Raw genomic sequence first — 14771 nt, 5'->3', positions numbered from 1 at the left:
TCTACGTGTATGTCCAGGCAGCTTGCGGATACAATAAATCGGATTCTTGAAACCTCTCTGGTGCAGATTAACACGGGGAAAACAAAAAAGGCGTTTGAGAGCCTTGCAAAAGCCGAAAAACTTTCTGAAAAAACAAATAGGCCGGACTACCGGTGCTCGATACTCATGTTGAGAGGGAGAGCTTTTCTTGCCGAACAAAGGAATGAAGAAGCCCTCGAGGAATTCCAGAAGCTAATGGAATTTGCCGTGCCTCTCTTTCTGGATGCTCCGGAAAACCCTGTCCATCAGTACTATGTCTACAATTCGTTTGGTTTTACCATAAAAGCTCTCTTCGAGATAGACAGTGTTTCTAAAATAGAGGAGTATTTTTACAGAAATAAAAAATATTTCGACAAAATTTTTGCCGCTTATGACGAGCTCATTGCCCGGGTCCCGGACAACCCTGAGTACATAGAAAATTACCTGAAAGTCCTGGAAAATATCATGACCTATCACCTGGATGCGCAGAGGCTTGAAGATGAGCCCGTGCTTGTCGAAAAAATCGTGCAAAATTACGGGAGATTATTTGAACTGGTCCCCAGAAACCTGGAATTGTTTAAGAAACTGCAACTGCTGACCGAACAATTTAAAAATTCTTGTTTATTATCCAGGAACTTCGAGGACGCAAACAGGGTCTTTGGGCAGATCGAAGAAATCTATAAAAGAATCCTCAAAAAAGAACCGGGACACATGCTCGTCTCCGCTCATCTTCTTTTCTTGTACGAAACCTCCGCAGACCTGTACGCAAAACTTGGGAAAATCGAAAAAGCCGAAGAAAGCTACCTCCGGGCCATTGACTACCTGGCAGAAAAACAGCGGGCAATTCCGGGAAATACTACTTACGTCCTGCAGCAGGGAGAAGTTTACCGGATGCTCGGCAGGGCCTTTTATGAAGAAGGGAACTCCGAAAAAGCAGCTCAATACGCTGAAAAAAACCTCGGGATACTCAAAGAATTGGCCGGAAAAAAGCCGGAAAACCTGCACTATCAGTATGAGATTTCCAACAACTTTAACGAGCTTGGAAAACTGTTTGAAGACATAGGGGACATAGAACGTGCAAAAGAGTGCCATATGCAGGAAATCAAAATCTACAGGAATATTCAAGAAAGAGACCCCGAAGACGAGCTAAGTGCAGCAAATATAGCCGCCACCCTCGACCAGCTCGGGCACCTCTATGCAGAGGGAGGAGAAACGGAAACTGCAAAACAGTACTATAAACAGGGCCTTGAAGCCTATGAAAAGCTGTCTGAATCCTATCCCGAAGATATTGACCACGAAGTAGGAATTGCAAATACCCTCGGTTACATAGGGAAACAGTATGCGGACACTGAGCCAGAAACCGCTCTGAAATACTACAAAAAAGCTCTCAGCATCCTTGAAGATGTGGTACAAACGTTCCCGGACGTTCCAGTTTACAAAGAAGATCTCATCCAGACCCTCGAAGACCTTGAATCCCTGGCTTCAGGACAAAAACAATATGAAAATGCAGTCCTGTACCGTGAGCGCATCACGGAATTGAGCCGCCAGCTTGCCAGCGAAAACCCCGAAAACCTGGATTACAAAAAAGAACTTGCCCTTTCCTTCAAACACATGGGGCTGCTTTATGAAAAAGCAGAAAAACATGAACTTGCAAAACAGCAGTATTCAAAATCAGCCGACGTCTTCAGGCAGGTCCTGCAGGATGAAAACGAAGAAGATCTCAATAAAGGCTTTCTTGCTCTGGACCTCCAGAAGCAAGCAACTATACTCATCCATGAAAAGAATTATGGTCTTGCAAAAGAATACCTGGCCCTTCTCCGCGATTACCATGAAGAGCTGTACAAAAAAGACCCCGAAAAACCTGAAAACTGGAAAGCCGTCTGTGAAATTAGGACACTTTGCGGGATTTTGCATAAATCCATGGGAAATTATGGCGCAGCTATCCAGATCTACAAATCAGTCATCTATGTCCTGAATAAGCACCTTGGATCCGATCCCTATAACCCTGATTACCAGTCAATGATCGGTATATTATATACCCAGCTGGGCATTGCGTATCATCTGGCAGACGAGTACGATAAATCAAAAGAAGCCTTTGAAAAAAGTATACCCCTTAAAGCAAAACTGCTTGATGAAAAACCTGAAAATGTCTTACACATGGGAGATATGGCAGTAGCATTTACAGAATATTCAAAGTTACTCACAAGCATGGGCATGAAAAAAGAAGCAGAAAAATATGCTGCAAAAGCAGACGAGATAAAGGAAAAGATAATGAAAAAATTTAGGTTTGATGAATCCACAATAGCGGATGAAGACAAAAAAGCTCTCTGAGATTCAGTGAACGCATGTTTCAATAAAAAAGGTTCAATAAAATTAAAAAAGGGTGTAATTCACACCCTTATGTTCTTTTCCTTGAGAATCTCCATCAATTTTTCTCGAAGATGTGTAATATATTCCTCAACATCTTCTTCGGTTTCCATCATTTTTTCGCATCTAAAAAATGCTATATTGCTGATAACTTCAGTAGTTCTCTGAGGGGCTGCCGGAGGAACAATTTTTGTTTCTACTTCCTTTCCACCGTCTACAGGTTTTATTTCTGGAGTTCCTGAGTTTTCCCTATCCTCAAAGCTTTTCTTGTAGGCGTTCTTTTGTTGCTCTTCATGAATGGTCTGCCTTTTCAGGTCTATCTGCCTGTAAGCGTCTACCCTCTGGGAATTTATAATCTGAACCTGGCTCTGGACAAGAGCGCAGTCCTCAGCGTCTTCTATCGTCCTTTCTATCACATTGAAGAGCCTGAGCACTGTTTCCTTGAAATCATCGGAAAAGATCTCGTCTGAAAGTTCCCTCTCAAGCTCTTTCGTAACCGTATCAAGGTTTTCTCTGATCTCTTTTTTCCGGGCAGCAAGGGCCTCCTGAATTGAAGCTTCTATCCTCCTTTCCAGTATGGGAAGCTTACTTATCTGGGTATAGGGTTCTTCCAGGTTCAAAATTTTATTTACTTCCTCAATATCTGCTTTTGTTTCTTTACTGAGAAACTGGATATTTCTGGAATAATCCCTGTACTTGTGGGCAAGTCTTCTGAATATCTCAACCTGGGAGCCGTTAAAGAAGTTCTTCACAGGCTCTGCATCAGCATGCAGCTCTTCAAATTCGTTTTTTCGGGAGGCTACGGCTCTGAAAAAGGCTGAAGGATCAGAGTTTTCTGTCAGTTCTTTCAGGAATTTCCTGTAGGCTTCAATCCGGGCTCTTCCTGGGAAGCTTCCTTCTTCTTCATATCTTCCCTCGATTACCTGCAGGGCTGAAAGCTCTTCCCTGAATATTTTCTCTGCAATTTCGTAGAGTTCCCCTTCTTTTTCTGGCAGGCTCAGTTTTTCAAAAAGGTCGTTAAGGATCTTCTTTACGGCTTTGAGGTCCTCTTCTCCGGTCTTCTCCCTGATTTCTATGACCACTTTGTCAGCTTCATCCTTTCTTGTCAGGTGCTTTGCCGTAGCACTCGCATCGTTAAACAGGTACTCGGACTGGTAGCGGAGTTTGATTTCTTCTCTGAGGTAAAGAATTGCCACAAGCCCTGAAATCGTCATATCTTTCCAGCCGTAGGGCTTTTTCGTGAAGCGTTCCTTTAAGTCACTTAACAGTACCCTTCCGCTTCTCCCGGACTTCAGCTGGATGTAGTCAAGCATCTCCTTTAAAGCCAGCCTGTTTATGTCGCTGCCTTCAACTCCGAACCTCTCAAGATCATCCGAGCGCAGGACTCTGAGCACTTCGCTATCGCTTTCATAGTCCTTTGTAACATATCCGGCTTTGTTGTAGACGTTCTGTATAAGAAGGTCGAGCCCTTCCTTTATGCGCTCTTTCGGGCTGGACTTATCAGGGATTACTTCCTTGTTGTCAACAAAAACCCTTGAATCCGAAACTCCTTTCTGGACCAGTTCCAGTGCTTTTGCTCTTGCACTGTTAGCACTCTGCTGTTTTGTGGAAAGAATATTCTGGATTTCCACATTGTTCCGGTTTGAGGAGTTTTGCTTGAGATACTTCTCTATTTTCAGATAGGATCTTATCTGGTCGATTAATTCGTCTTCCGGAAGTATGAAAAGCAGAGTGTCTGTTGAATCGATATTGCTTAAATTCTCGCCGCTCAGGGACTGCTGGTTGCCTTTTTTACTGTTATACTGGTCTGAAAGAGGTGTCAGGAACTTGATTGTGAGGTCTGCACCCGTGACGGTCTTTACCCTGTCATCAATCGCTTTGTTAAACCTGTAGTCCTTATGAGAAGCCGGGCAGATCCCCTGTTTCTGATCATAGAGCATCGTATGGATTTCTTCAAGGACCTGATACTCCTCGATTTCTACTCTTTTGATGTCCTTGTTAATCTCCTGCTCCTCATTTGTCAGGAAATAGTACTTGTCTTCAGACTTGTTTATCAGAGTCTGGTCTTCGAGTTTTCGCAGGGATTCAATGATTCTTTCTTTCAGTTTGAGCTTATTTTCATCAACTGAGGAAATGGAGAGCACTATAAGGTTGTCGAGGTTAGGCTCAATTTCCGGAATACTCCTGATCATAAACAGGATTTCCAGAAGTTCGCAGTCTTTGTCATTAAGATAATCATTTTTTCGGGCCTGGGAGATTGTTCTTGCGATAATTGGGTCAAGGAAGCCTTCAATAGTCTCATAGAAGGCATGGAAAGGAATCAGCATCCCTACATTATTCTCGCAGTAGTTCTCAGTCGACTCCTTAAAGGCGCTGAGCATCGACCTTTCTCCTTTTGCCAGGTGTTTGCCTGTAAACCCGGTTTCTCTAATCCTGTCAAAGACCTTCTGCACAAGGTTGAACTGGTAAGGGACAAAGGGATACACATTTACAAAGTCATCTTCGTTTCTGTAGACCTTTATTTCAGCCCGATTTGAAAAAGCGAGCAGATTCCTGAGTATTGTCTGTTTTTCAGCATAGTAAGAAGCGAGAACGTCCCTGTATTCCTCTTTCTTATGCAGTATCCTTTTCTTGATAACCTCGTCCACGTTAGCGCTGGTAAGTCCAAGCCTGGTGTTAAAACGTCCCTGAATTTTGGAAAAGTCGTAACCTTTCACGTGTTCCTTTGTAACAGTGTCAATATCAGCCTGTGAAGTGACTGCAACCCAGGCTTTTCCCCGGAGTTTGGTCCCGAGCTCTTCCACAATGGTCTGGAGGTTGAGCATCAGCTCGCTGTTTTCTCCTATATATTGCCCCACCTCGTCCACCAGGAAAATTACCTGATGGTCTTTCCCCTTTGATTTGCAGTACTTATCGAGTTTCTTTGCAAATTTCTCAACGCTAAAAGTATATCCTGCCCCATCGTTTTCAAACAGCCTGGTAGCAGCTTCCTTACTCATGTGGCCGCAGTTTTCAAGGGCTTCTATGATATCGTCCTGCTCAAAACCATAGGTAACTCTTCTCTCTTCCCATGGATCTCCGTTTATGAGCTCGAATTTGGTTTTAAATGCTTCATAAAGCCCTTTCTCTTCAAGATCTTCTTCAAGGTCTGCGATCCAGAAAACATCCCCCAGATACCCTCTCATATCATTGAAAGCCCTCATGAAGATGTTTACAATCTGTTCGTCTCCCTTATTTGCGGTGTTTGCTTTGGAATCAATATTGAAGAGAATAATATCTTTAGTTCCCGTGGTAACGGCTTTCTCTATATTGGCAAAAATAGCAGGGTCCGTAATTTTCTCCCTGAAAAACTCGAGTGCTGTCTTTCCCTGGACTTCTCTATTCGCCAGTAAATATGACAAAATTTTGAGGAAATGTGATTTTCCTGAACCGAAGAACCCTGAGATCCAGACTCCTATTCTGTCTGTGGGTTCTTCAAGTGCTGCAGCATAATTCCTGAAAAATGTATCAAAATGCTTTAGAGACTCGCCTGTTACCACATACTCATCAAGTTCAGTATAGACGCTCCTTTCATCTTCCTGATCAACCTTTATTACTCCGTTAATATCCCTTCGGATATCTTTTTCGAATAAATCTTCGATTTTTATTTCTGTGGCTGTCATATTTAGCACTCTGAATAAATATTAATGAATTGAGTTTTTTGTGAGTTAAATTTAGATTCAGGTTGTTATCTGAAAACCTGAAACTCCCCATAGAGTAATCCGAGAGAATTTTTTAAATTACATTGCCTCTGGCATCAAGCGGAAAGCTCTGTAGTAGTTCTTGCTTTTGAATTCTCCAAATAAGCTCAGATCAAGCCCGCTGAATTTTCCAGGATAAAACATCACGAGAGGCTTTTTGCCTGTAACGGAATGAAGGTTGTTAAGGACGGAATGAGCTCTGACCATTGGCCATGCATTTCCCACTCCTGTCAGGAAAATAATATCATAGTTTCCATGAAGTATCTCGGAAATTTCTTTTTTTGTGACATCCTGGTTAAGAATCAGTCTTATCTTCTCCAGCAAGGCATCCGAACCCTTTTTCTTTTCAAAATGGATAACTTTTTCATCCGTAAGCTTCTGACTCAGTATTTTGAGACACAGATAGTACAGGTTAATCTCAATTATTTTAAGAGAATATTTGGTCTCAAAGCTTGTAACCATCTTTTCAATTGTATCTCTGACGAGAAGCTCTTTTTCAGGCTCATAATCAAATATCCAGTATGGGATCTCATTTCCCAGCCCCTTACATTCCAGAAAATCCTTTGTTTTTATCTTTTCTTTAAAGAGTTCCAGACGCTCTTCAAGTTTCATAATTTTAGAATACAGCACTATCTATAAATCGGTTATTATTTTCAAAAAACAAACTGACAGCTGAATGACCTGGAACTACACCGAATAATTATAAATGTTCTCACAAAACTTTTTCTCAAAAAAATTCTATATATGTAAACTGCTAACTTTGATTATGGATAAATGCAGGAGTAATCAAGATGTCAACCTATCAGGGCAATCAGTAAGATATATACTGAACAATAATTATCAATAGTTTTTTATACTATACCTCTTATGTAATTCCCGCAGGTCGACAGTTCCATTTCAGACATGAAAAAAATTACCTCCTTAAATCAAATTGTTTATCACAAAAACCCCTACTAAAACTCCCATTTGTCGGCCTGTTACCATTCCTTTTCTTGATGATTCATTCCCATCACCTGGATCATATCTTTTTTGATTCAGAACTTTAGCGAAATGTGTTTTGATCTGAGGAAAATTATTCAGATTCTTTAGAGAATATGAAAGATGATTTTCTTTATTCTCATATACTTGCACTCAGACCTGGAAGAATCAAGTTAAATTATTGCGAAAAGTATATGCGAAAAGTTATATCAAAGTCTTGCGTTTACGAAACCATGAAAAAAAGATTTTCCAATAAAATCCTTATTATAGGTTATGGATCAGTTTCTCAGTGCACCCTACCCCTTTTACTGGACAAACTCGATGTTCCGCTAGAAAACATCACCTTGATTGACTTTGAAGACAAATCAAAAGCCCTTAAAAAATATACTAACCAGGGATTAAGATTTGTCTGTGAAAAAATTACCCGGGAAAATTTGAATCAGGTTTTGTCACAATACATGGAAAACGAAGGCATGATAATTGACCTTTCATGGAATATCGATGCCAATGAAATCATTCAGTGGTGCCACGACCACGATGTATTGTACGTTAACACTTCAGTTGAAGTGTGGGATCCTGAAGAAGGATTTTTGACCAGAAGTTTATTGGAAAAATCGCTTTATTTACGGCAAATGAGATTGCATGAACTTTCCCGTGACTGGAAAGATGCACCGACTGCTGTTGTTGACCACGGTGCAAATCCTGGCCTGATTACCCACTTTGTAAAGCAGGGCCTGCTGGATATTGCCGCCCGCACCTGTGCTGATAAAAAAGTCTCTCCAGAAGATGAACAGGAAATTGCCTTCCTTGCAAAAAACAGGGATTTTGCCCGCCTTGCCAAGAAACTGGGAGTCAAAGTGATCCACTGCAGCGAGCGGGATACTCAAATTGCCAGCCGTCCAAAGGAGGTCAATGAATTTGTGGGAACGTGGAGCATTGAAGGTTTGAGGGAAGAAGGAACGGCTCCTGTTGAAATAGCCTGGGGAACGCATGAGAGCAAACTGCCTCCCCTGGCGCATATACCTCCTTACGGACCGAAAAATACGATTTTCCTGCCCCGGATGGGCATTAACACCTGGGTCAGGTCGTGGATACCGGATGAAGAAATTGTAGGCATGGCGATCCGTCACGGAGAAACATACGGCCTTTCAAAAATGTTAACTGTTTGGGAAGACGGCAAGGCAGTCTATCGGCCTACAGTACATTATGCTTATATGCCCTGCCAGGATACACTGTCCTCTCTTTGCGAATTGCGAGGCAGGAATTATGAGCTTCAGCCCAGACTCAGGATTATGACAAATGAAATCGTATCTGGAGAGGATATAATGGGGGCGCTCTTGATGGGTCACTCTTATAATTCCTGGTGGACCGGGAGTGCATTGAGCATTGATGAGGCCAGATCCCTTGCTCCCGGCCAGAATGCTACTACTCTTCAGGTAGCCGCAGGCATTGTTGCTGCTATACTCTGGATGCTTGAAAACCCGCGGGAAGGTATTAAAACACCTGAGGACCTGCCTCATGATTTTGTCCTGGATATTGCCAGACCGTATCTTGGGAAATTAATATCCACGCCATCGGACTGGACACCACTTAAAAATCGCAAAATATTTTTCAAAGAAAATCCGGCTGTGAAACACAATCCAGATCCATGGCAATTCGAGAATTTTCTCTTCGTAGGTTAATCCCGGGGAAACTACCTCTTCAGGGCAGACTGGTATCTGTCCTGGAGGAGAGTCTTTCCACAGTTCCTCTTTTTTAAATACCAATCAGCAGGAACAATACTGAAATCATAAATGTGATTGACGCTTTCAGATCCGTAAAGAACACACAAAATTGCCTTCTTTTCAAAATAGGCATGGCATTTTAAGTGCCCATTTTTTCATTTAGCACATCAAAGAGCTGTATAGTATGGAAGGTAAAGCTGGGTCAGAAAAAAGGAAAAAGCAGAATAGGAGAGAAAAATAAGAGAAAAATAAGAAGAATAAATGAAAAGCCGAGAACTTTCAAAAAGGGCTAAAAATCATCAAACTTTTGAGAATCAACTCAACCACCATCAGCCCCAGCATTACAAAAAACAAAAGAATCAAAAGGTTGAGAATGATCGGGTCAATTCTTCCCAGAACTGCCCCCAGTTCAGACATGCAAATTGCCATATATAATAATGATAGATTGATATATCTAAGTTTCGACTATTATTTTATTGCGTTTTATCGTTATTTCTTCTCGTTTAATTCTTTACTGGTTGTAAAAGCCTCATCGTTTTCAACAACCGATTAAACTGTTCTTGTTTTTCAGCCAGAACATGTTAAAGCTTTTTCTCAATTTCTCTTCCTGTTCTTTGTTATTTTACTTCTTAGTATCATTCCAAATGAAAGAGAACAGAATTTCCTGCCCATGCCAGAAGTAGAACCGGAGGGAGCAAGAGTCTTCACTGAACATGCCTGAAAGCCATGAGAAGTAGAAAAACTGTCAGGAAGGAGGCCAGTTTGAATATCTAAACTAAACTTTGCATTGTCTCTTTTTTATAATTTCTTTGTAACTGTTCAGAGTATAGTTAACGGCGCTCCTATAAGCACCGCACGAATTCCCTCTAAAACAGGCAAATTATTCTTTTTTCCTGTAGAAATATAAGCTCTAATTCTGCAGAAAGCTTCCGCTCCTCGTATGGTTCTGAAAGTTCCCGATATTTTCTGCTGTAGTTTCATCATCCTGATATCTCTTTCTGCCTGATTATTCTCAAACGGAACTTTCAAATCAGTCAGGAATCTCAGAATCTCTTTTTTGTGTTCCATAACTCAGCCGAAGAAAGGAAAAAAAGAATCGAAATCGACAGAAAAAAATGCAGATCATGTTTCTTCCGATAAACCAAAACCCGGTTTGGTGGAACAGCTTCTTGAAAAGATCAATGACTTTTCAATAAATAACCGTGTACTGTTACTCGGGACTGCAACTCTGCTTTGTATAGGAGGTATGTATACCGATACGTCTGTAGGTGTCGAGACCGATATATACACCTTTGTTCCCCAGACAATGCCAGCTCTTCTGGACCTGGACCATATGAAGGACATTATTGGGGGGACAGATAAACTTAACCTCATAATAAAAGTTGAGGATAACGCTGACCCTGAAGTTCTGAACTGGGTCGACAGATTCAGCGAACATGAAACTCAAAGACGATACATTTACAGCGCTTCAAGCATTGTGCCTCTTGTAAAGGAGTATAACGGAGGTACGATTCCGGAAACTCATGAAGAAATCGAGGCAATATACGATGAAATTCCGGAGTCCCAGAAAGACCGGTATATGTACGGCAAAAATATGCTTCTTCTGGATTTTAACATTGGAAATGCCGTTTCCGATATAAAGACTGAAGGGATTGAAGAATTAACCAGTATCGTACAGAAGGATATACAGTGGATGCGGGCTCCCCCAGGCATCGCCGTTACGATTACCGGAAACTCAGTGCTCTATATTGAAGTTCTGAGCGCGCTTACAGGCGGAAGAATTCTAATGACCTATCTTGGGCTTTTCCTGGTACTTATCGGACTTCTGGTGGTTTACAGAGACTGGCTAAAAGCTCTGGTCGCCATAGTTCCAATGTTCATAGTGACCGGCTGGGCAGGGCTGGTAATGAAGTTTCTGGGAATTGATTACACCCCTATGACTGCAACTATGGGAGCATTAATCATTGGAGTAGGTTGTGAGTATTCAGTTCTTATGACGGAAAGATATTTTGAAGAAAAGGGTCACGGAGCCGAACCCCTTGAAGCCATACGCAGAACCAGTAAGAGTATCGGGGCCGCACTCCTCGCCTCTGGATCGACATCTATTGGTGGGTTTGGAGCTCTGATAATATCTCCTTTCCCCATAATAAGCGATTTTGGGAAAGTTACAGTTATTGATATTTTATTAGTATTGGTTGCAACCTTCCTGGTATTTCCCCCCTTTATTGTACTGATGGACACATGGAAGGAAAAGAGGAAAGGGATACAGTTTCCACAGACAAAAATAGATAACGCCTGGGAGGCCGATGCCCAGTGAAGAAAAACCAACAAAACACATTCCGGAGAATAGTAAATACATTCACTGCAACTGCAGTTTTTCTTTTAGTTCTCTTGATAACCTTATCTCCAGCTTCAGGAAACGATGATGAGGAAGAATTCCTGATTCCAGGCAGAGGATACGCAGTGGACTACTATGAAAGCTATGGAGAACCCATAATTAAGGCTTCTATCACTGGAGACACAGAATTCGAAAGGGGAGAAGAAGCAGTTATTCAAATAAAAATTGCAAACAAAGGCACAATTGAGGGTTTTAAGCGACTGTATGCAAACCAGAAAAATATCCCTGACTCCAGAGAGGAATCAATTGCCTTTGCCGAGATGGAGGCAGAAAAGAATTGTACGACTGCAAAAGGCATCAAAGCAAACCTGACATCAGAATCTGACTACATTGATATAGAACCCACAACAGGTCTCCAGACAGTGGATAAACTTGAAACTGGAAATACAAGAACTCTCAACTTCACTATAAGTATTGATAGCACTGCTCCAGGTGGAGTGTATGAACTGAAGCTTCCAGTGACTTACGAATACCAGAATAATACCCTGACAGAAACTTCAGATGTGATAAATCTCGGAATTACTGACGCAGAATACATACGGGAATACTCTATACAAAATATTACCCTCCCCATTCACATATCGATAAAAGAAGAGCCGATGTTTGAGATAAGCAATATTTCAGGCAGTTTAACACAGGGTTCAGCAAATACCATAAATGTCACTTACACGAACACAGGTGAGGTTGCAGCTGAGGATGCCGAGGTCAGGTTTGTGACCATGAGACCTTTGAGCATCAGAAATACGATTGTCAGGCTCGGAACAATATATCCGGGAGAAAGTGGAGTGGCATCACTTGAAATTTTGGCAGATTCTGAGGCTCTGATAAAAAATTACAGTATTGACAGTGAGATAAGGTATATTGATAACGAAGGAGAAAACGAACTTTCCGATAATATGAAAGTAGAAGTGCCAGTTGAGCCGGCTGAATCAAAAATAAGCACAATTTTGATAACTGGGATATTACTCGCTCTTATTCTTGTCTATCAGATTATAAAGTTACTTCGTAAAAGGAAAAGAAAAAGTGAAAATGCTTCAGGTGATGAGAATGATTAAAAAGAGAAGCATATTTGCAATTGCAATCTTCTTTATGATGTTACTTGCAGTAATGCCTGTAGAAGCAGCCATGCCCGAAAATTTTGATCTGGATGACAACTACTATACAGTGTACGGAGGGCCTGACCTTAATGCAACGCTCATTGGGGACAGTGAGTATTCCAGAGGGGATACTGTAACCCTTAATATAGAAATAATGAATAAGGGCGAAATCACAGGTTTCGAGTCTGAAAATGATGTAGATTTTGGGGACGAAGTGGATTTGATGCTTCAGAAATCAGAAATGGAGTACGAGGCACAGGCTACAACGGCAGTAGGCATCCTTGCAACCCTTAAATCCGATAATCCTGATGTAAAGGTCAAATCAGGCTCTCAGGAAGCAGGTACTCTCAAACAGGGTAAACAGAGCTCAGGTCCGACAAAGTTCATTGTAGAGATTAATAAAAACGCTTCCGCAGGTACGTATCCGCTGACTCTTGAACTTGCATACAGGTACCAGAACAATGTTCAGGTAGGTGGAGACGAATATGATACTTCTACAGGCCTTGTGACAAATAAGGAAGTCGGTATCTGGTATGAAAACAAGACTCAGACTCAAACCATATATGTAGAAGTCAAAAAGGAACCTTTCTTTGAAGTTGCAAACGTAACAGGTAACCTTTACCCTGATGAAGGCGGAATACTTCGCGTCACATATAAAAATACCGGAGAAGAACCTGCAAAAGATGCAACCGTTAGACTCAGTGCATCTGATCCTTTCAGCACCACCGATGACCAGGCTTATCTCGGTACCCTGAATACGGGAGAAGAAGCTGTCGCTGTTTTTGATATGGATGTTGACGAAACTGCAACTCCAAAACCCTATTCTTTGAACAGCGAAATCCTTTACGAAGATTCTGACGGGCACGACCAGATCTCTGACAGCATTAAGATCAACACAGAAGTCCTGCCTTCTGAAAAGAAGCTTCCCGGATACCAGCTTGTAACAGGCATTGCATTAATGGCTCTTGCAGCATGGTTTATCTTGATAAGACAGAATAAACGGAATTGAAGTTAAAAGATAATCTGAAAGTAGTCTCTTTATGAGTGCTATTCTATAAAGAAAATAGTGTTGCTTTCATCTGGAAAGTGTTATCTCACAGACCGCCATCTATATTGAATTACACATTCTCTGTAAAAACGGAGCCTTTGTATGCAATACTATGTAAAAGACAGCACCCTCGTCATAAAAGGCGATTTCGAAGCCGTAAGCACGGGCTTAAACGGCGGCCGTGCACGGGTAAAATACCTTTTCAATAAACAGGTGCCAAGAACCTTTAATCCCCCCAGTCCTCAGAAGTTCATAAGGAAAGAAGCCCTGAAACTTGGACTTGAAGCAGCTAATTTCGGCCTTCTGACAGCCGTGAATATGGAATTCCTCCAGGTCATCGAAGACGACTACCTGACAGTTTTCATAACTGCTGGCGTGAGCAACGGCTCAGAATTCAGGGCAAAAATAGGTACCATAAACATAATTCTGGTCTCAAAGACAAGACTATCAGAAACAGCCCTTCTTGGTGCGATAATTACAGCAACCGAAGCTAAAGGGCTTGCTCTTCTTGAAAAAGGGTATACGTTTTTAGGAACGAATACGGACGCAGTTATTGTTGCATATGAAACGGATTCAGAGCCTGGTTTGGAAAATGAGAACGAGCAGGAAATTCCCTATGCAGGTTCAAGTACAGAGTTTGGAAAAAAGGTTACTGAAGCTGTTATAAAAGGGGTTAAGGCAGGACTTGATCTGAGAGGAGAATAAAAGGAAGTAATTCCCCTGTGCTGCTGCAATTATATAGGAAGTTTATCGAAAGCTTCATAGATTCCATAGACCCAGGTTATTGGATAGGTAATAAATCCGATAAGGACAAAGAATAAAAGAACGTTTATTAGCTGGACGAAAATGAACAGAAATCCCTTCTTAATTTCGCCATTATAAATTTGGCCGAGTCCTGAAAACCCCCCAGTATTACGATTTTTGACATCTAAGCTACATTCAACAAGTCGACATTTAAAATCAGAACATTTTTCTTGATACTGCTTTATGGTATCACTTAGCTGGAGATAAGATCTAAAGCTGGTTAATGTGTAGCTCAACTATCACCACAATATAAACACTGAACCATTTTTTCATTGAAGTTCAGCATGAGATATTATTAATTGATCATATGTAAACCCAAAAGTTACATACAATTATTAGTATTATTTCAAAATCATCATCATCAAAAATTGTTAAAAAAGAAATGTCGACCTGCCGAAAGAAGGATCCAGTGTTTCGCTTCCCGAGTTTCGCCTCGGGAGTACGCAGTCCTTTCCGAGTTTCGCGTCGGAAGCACGAGGTCCTTTCCGAGTTTCGCGTCGGAAGCACGAGGTCCTTTTCGCTGCGCTCAAGAGGACTAAATTAAAAAAAGCATAGAAAATAGAACTTAGAACTAACGATTCTTGAAGAACATCAGAA

At 41.4% G+C, this 14771-nt stretch carries 9 protein-coding genes and 1 pseudogene; 6 read left to right on the top strand and 4 right to left on the bottom strand.

Features of this window, described 5'->3' with window-relative positions; genetic code table 11:
* The first annotated feature begins 9 nt into the window (after nucleotides 1-9).
* Nucleotides 10-2349 carry a tetratricopeptide repeat protein gene (locus PLL47_RS06780; RefSeq protein ID WP_324445436.1) on the top strand — a complete coding sequence of 780 codons (2340 nt, stop codon included), beginning with the start codon at nucleotides 10-12 and terminating at the stop codon, nucleotides 2347-2349.
* 59 nt (nucleotides 2350-2408) lie between these two features.
* On the opposite strand, the gene brxC is transcribed toward PLL47_RS06780, so the two are convergent.
* Both brxC and PLL47_RS06770 read right to left on the bottom strand, forming a co-directional pair.
* On the bottom strand, nucleotides 2409-6047 hold the full coding sequence (gene brxC, locus PLL47_RS06775) for a BREX system P-loop protein BrxC (protein WP_324445435.1): 3639 nt from the start codon (nucleotides 6045-6047) through the stop codon (nucleotides 2409-2411).
* A 117-nt stretch (nucleotides 6048-6164) separates the two neighbouring features.
* Nucleotides 6165-6737 carry a DUF1788 domain-containing protein gene (locus PLL47_RS06770; RefSeq protein ID WP_324445434.1) on the bottom strand — a complete coding sequence of 191 codons (573 nt, stop codon included), beginning with the start codon at nucleotides 6735-6737 and terminating at the stop codon, nucleotides 6165-6167.
* Nucleotides 6738-7336: 599 nt separating this feature from the next.
* Here PLL47_RS06770 and PLL47_RS06765 point away from each other — a divergent pair.
* Nucleotides 7337-8785 (top strand): saccharopine dehydrogenase NADP-binding domain-containing protein, encoded by a 1449-nt coding sequence (locus PLL47_RS06765; RefSeq protein WP_324445433.1) that lies wholly within the window; start codon nucleotides 7337-7339, stop codon nucleotides 8783-8785.
* A 321-nt stretch (nucleotides 8786-9106) separates the two neighbouring features.
* On the opposite strand, the gene PLL47_RS06760 is transcribed toward PLL47_RS06765, so the two are convergent.
* Nucleotides 9107-9256: a hypothetical protein gene (locus PLL47_RS06760; protein WP_324445432.1), complete on the bottom strand. Its 150-nt coding sequence runs from the start codon at nucleotides 9254-9256 to the stop codon at nucleotides 9107-9109.
* 390 nt (nucleotides 9257-9646) lie between these two features.
* Nucleotides 9647-9895, bottom strand: a pseudogene (locus tag PLL47_RS06755) (IS66 family transposase); the annotation flags it as partial.
* Between PLL47_RS06755 and PLL47_RS06750 the strand changes: the two are divergent.
* The 4 genes from PLL47_RS06750 (at nucleotide 9885) to cbiZ (ending at nucleotide 14075) form a co-directional block, all read left to right on the top strand.
* Nucleotides 9885-11144, top strand: coding sequence for a hydrophobe/amphiphile efflux-3 (HAE3) family transporter (locus PLL47_RS06750; protein WP_324445431.1), 1260 nt, complete (start codon nucleotides 9885-9887; stop codon nucleotides 11142-11144). The pseudogene PLL47_RS06755 and the gene PLL47_RS06750 overlap by 11 nt on opposite strands.
* Nucleotides 11141-12280 carry a COG1361 S-layer family protein gene (locus PLL47_RS06745; RefSeq protein ID WP_324445430.1) on the top strand — a complete coding sequence of 380 codons (1140 nt, stop codon included), beginning with the start codon at nucleotides 11141-11143 and terminating at the stop codon, nucleotides 12278-12280. The genes PLL47_RS06750 and PLL47_RS06745 overlap by 4 nt, the downstream gene beginning before the upstream one ends.
* A complete protein-coding gene (locus PLL47_RS06740; RefSeq protein ID WP_324445429.1) occupies nucleotides 12273-13331 on the top strand; it encodes a COG1361 S-layer family protein in 1059 nt (352 codons plus the stop codon). The genes PLL47_RS06745 and PLL47_RS06740 overlap by 8 nt, the downstream gene beginning before the upstream one ends.
* A gap of 141 nt (nucleotides 13332-13472) precedes the next feature.
* Nucleotides 13473-14075, top strand: a complete 603-nt coding sequence (cbiZ, locus tag PLL47_RS06735; protein WP_324445428.1) for an adenosylcobinamide amidohydrolase — start codon at nucleotides 13473-13475, stop codon at nucleotides 14073-14075.
* Nucleotides 14076-14771 lie beyond the last annotated feature (696 nt).

The sequence above is a fragment of the Methanosarcina sp. genome (assembly GCF_035390745.1).
Taxonomy (GTDB): Archaea; Halobacteriota; Methanosarcinia; order Methanosarcinales; family Methanosarcinaceae; genus Methanosarcina.
The sequence above is the reverse complement of the archived record's forward strand: the minus strand, read 5'-3'. Positions and strand labels throughout refer to the sequence as shown.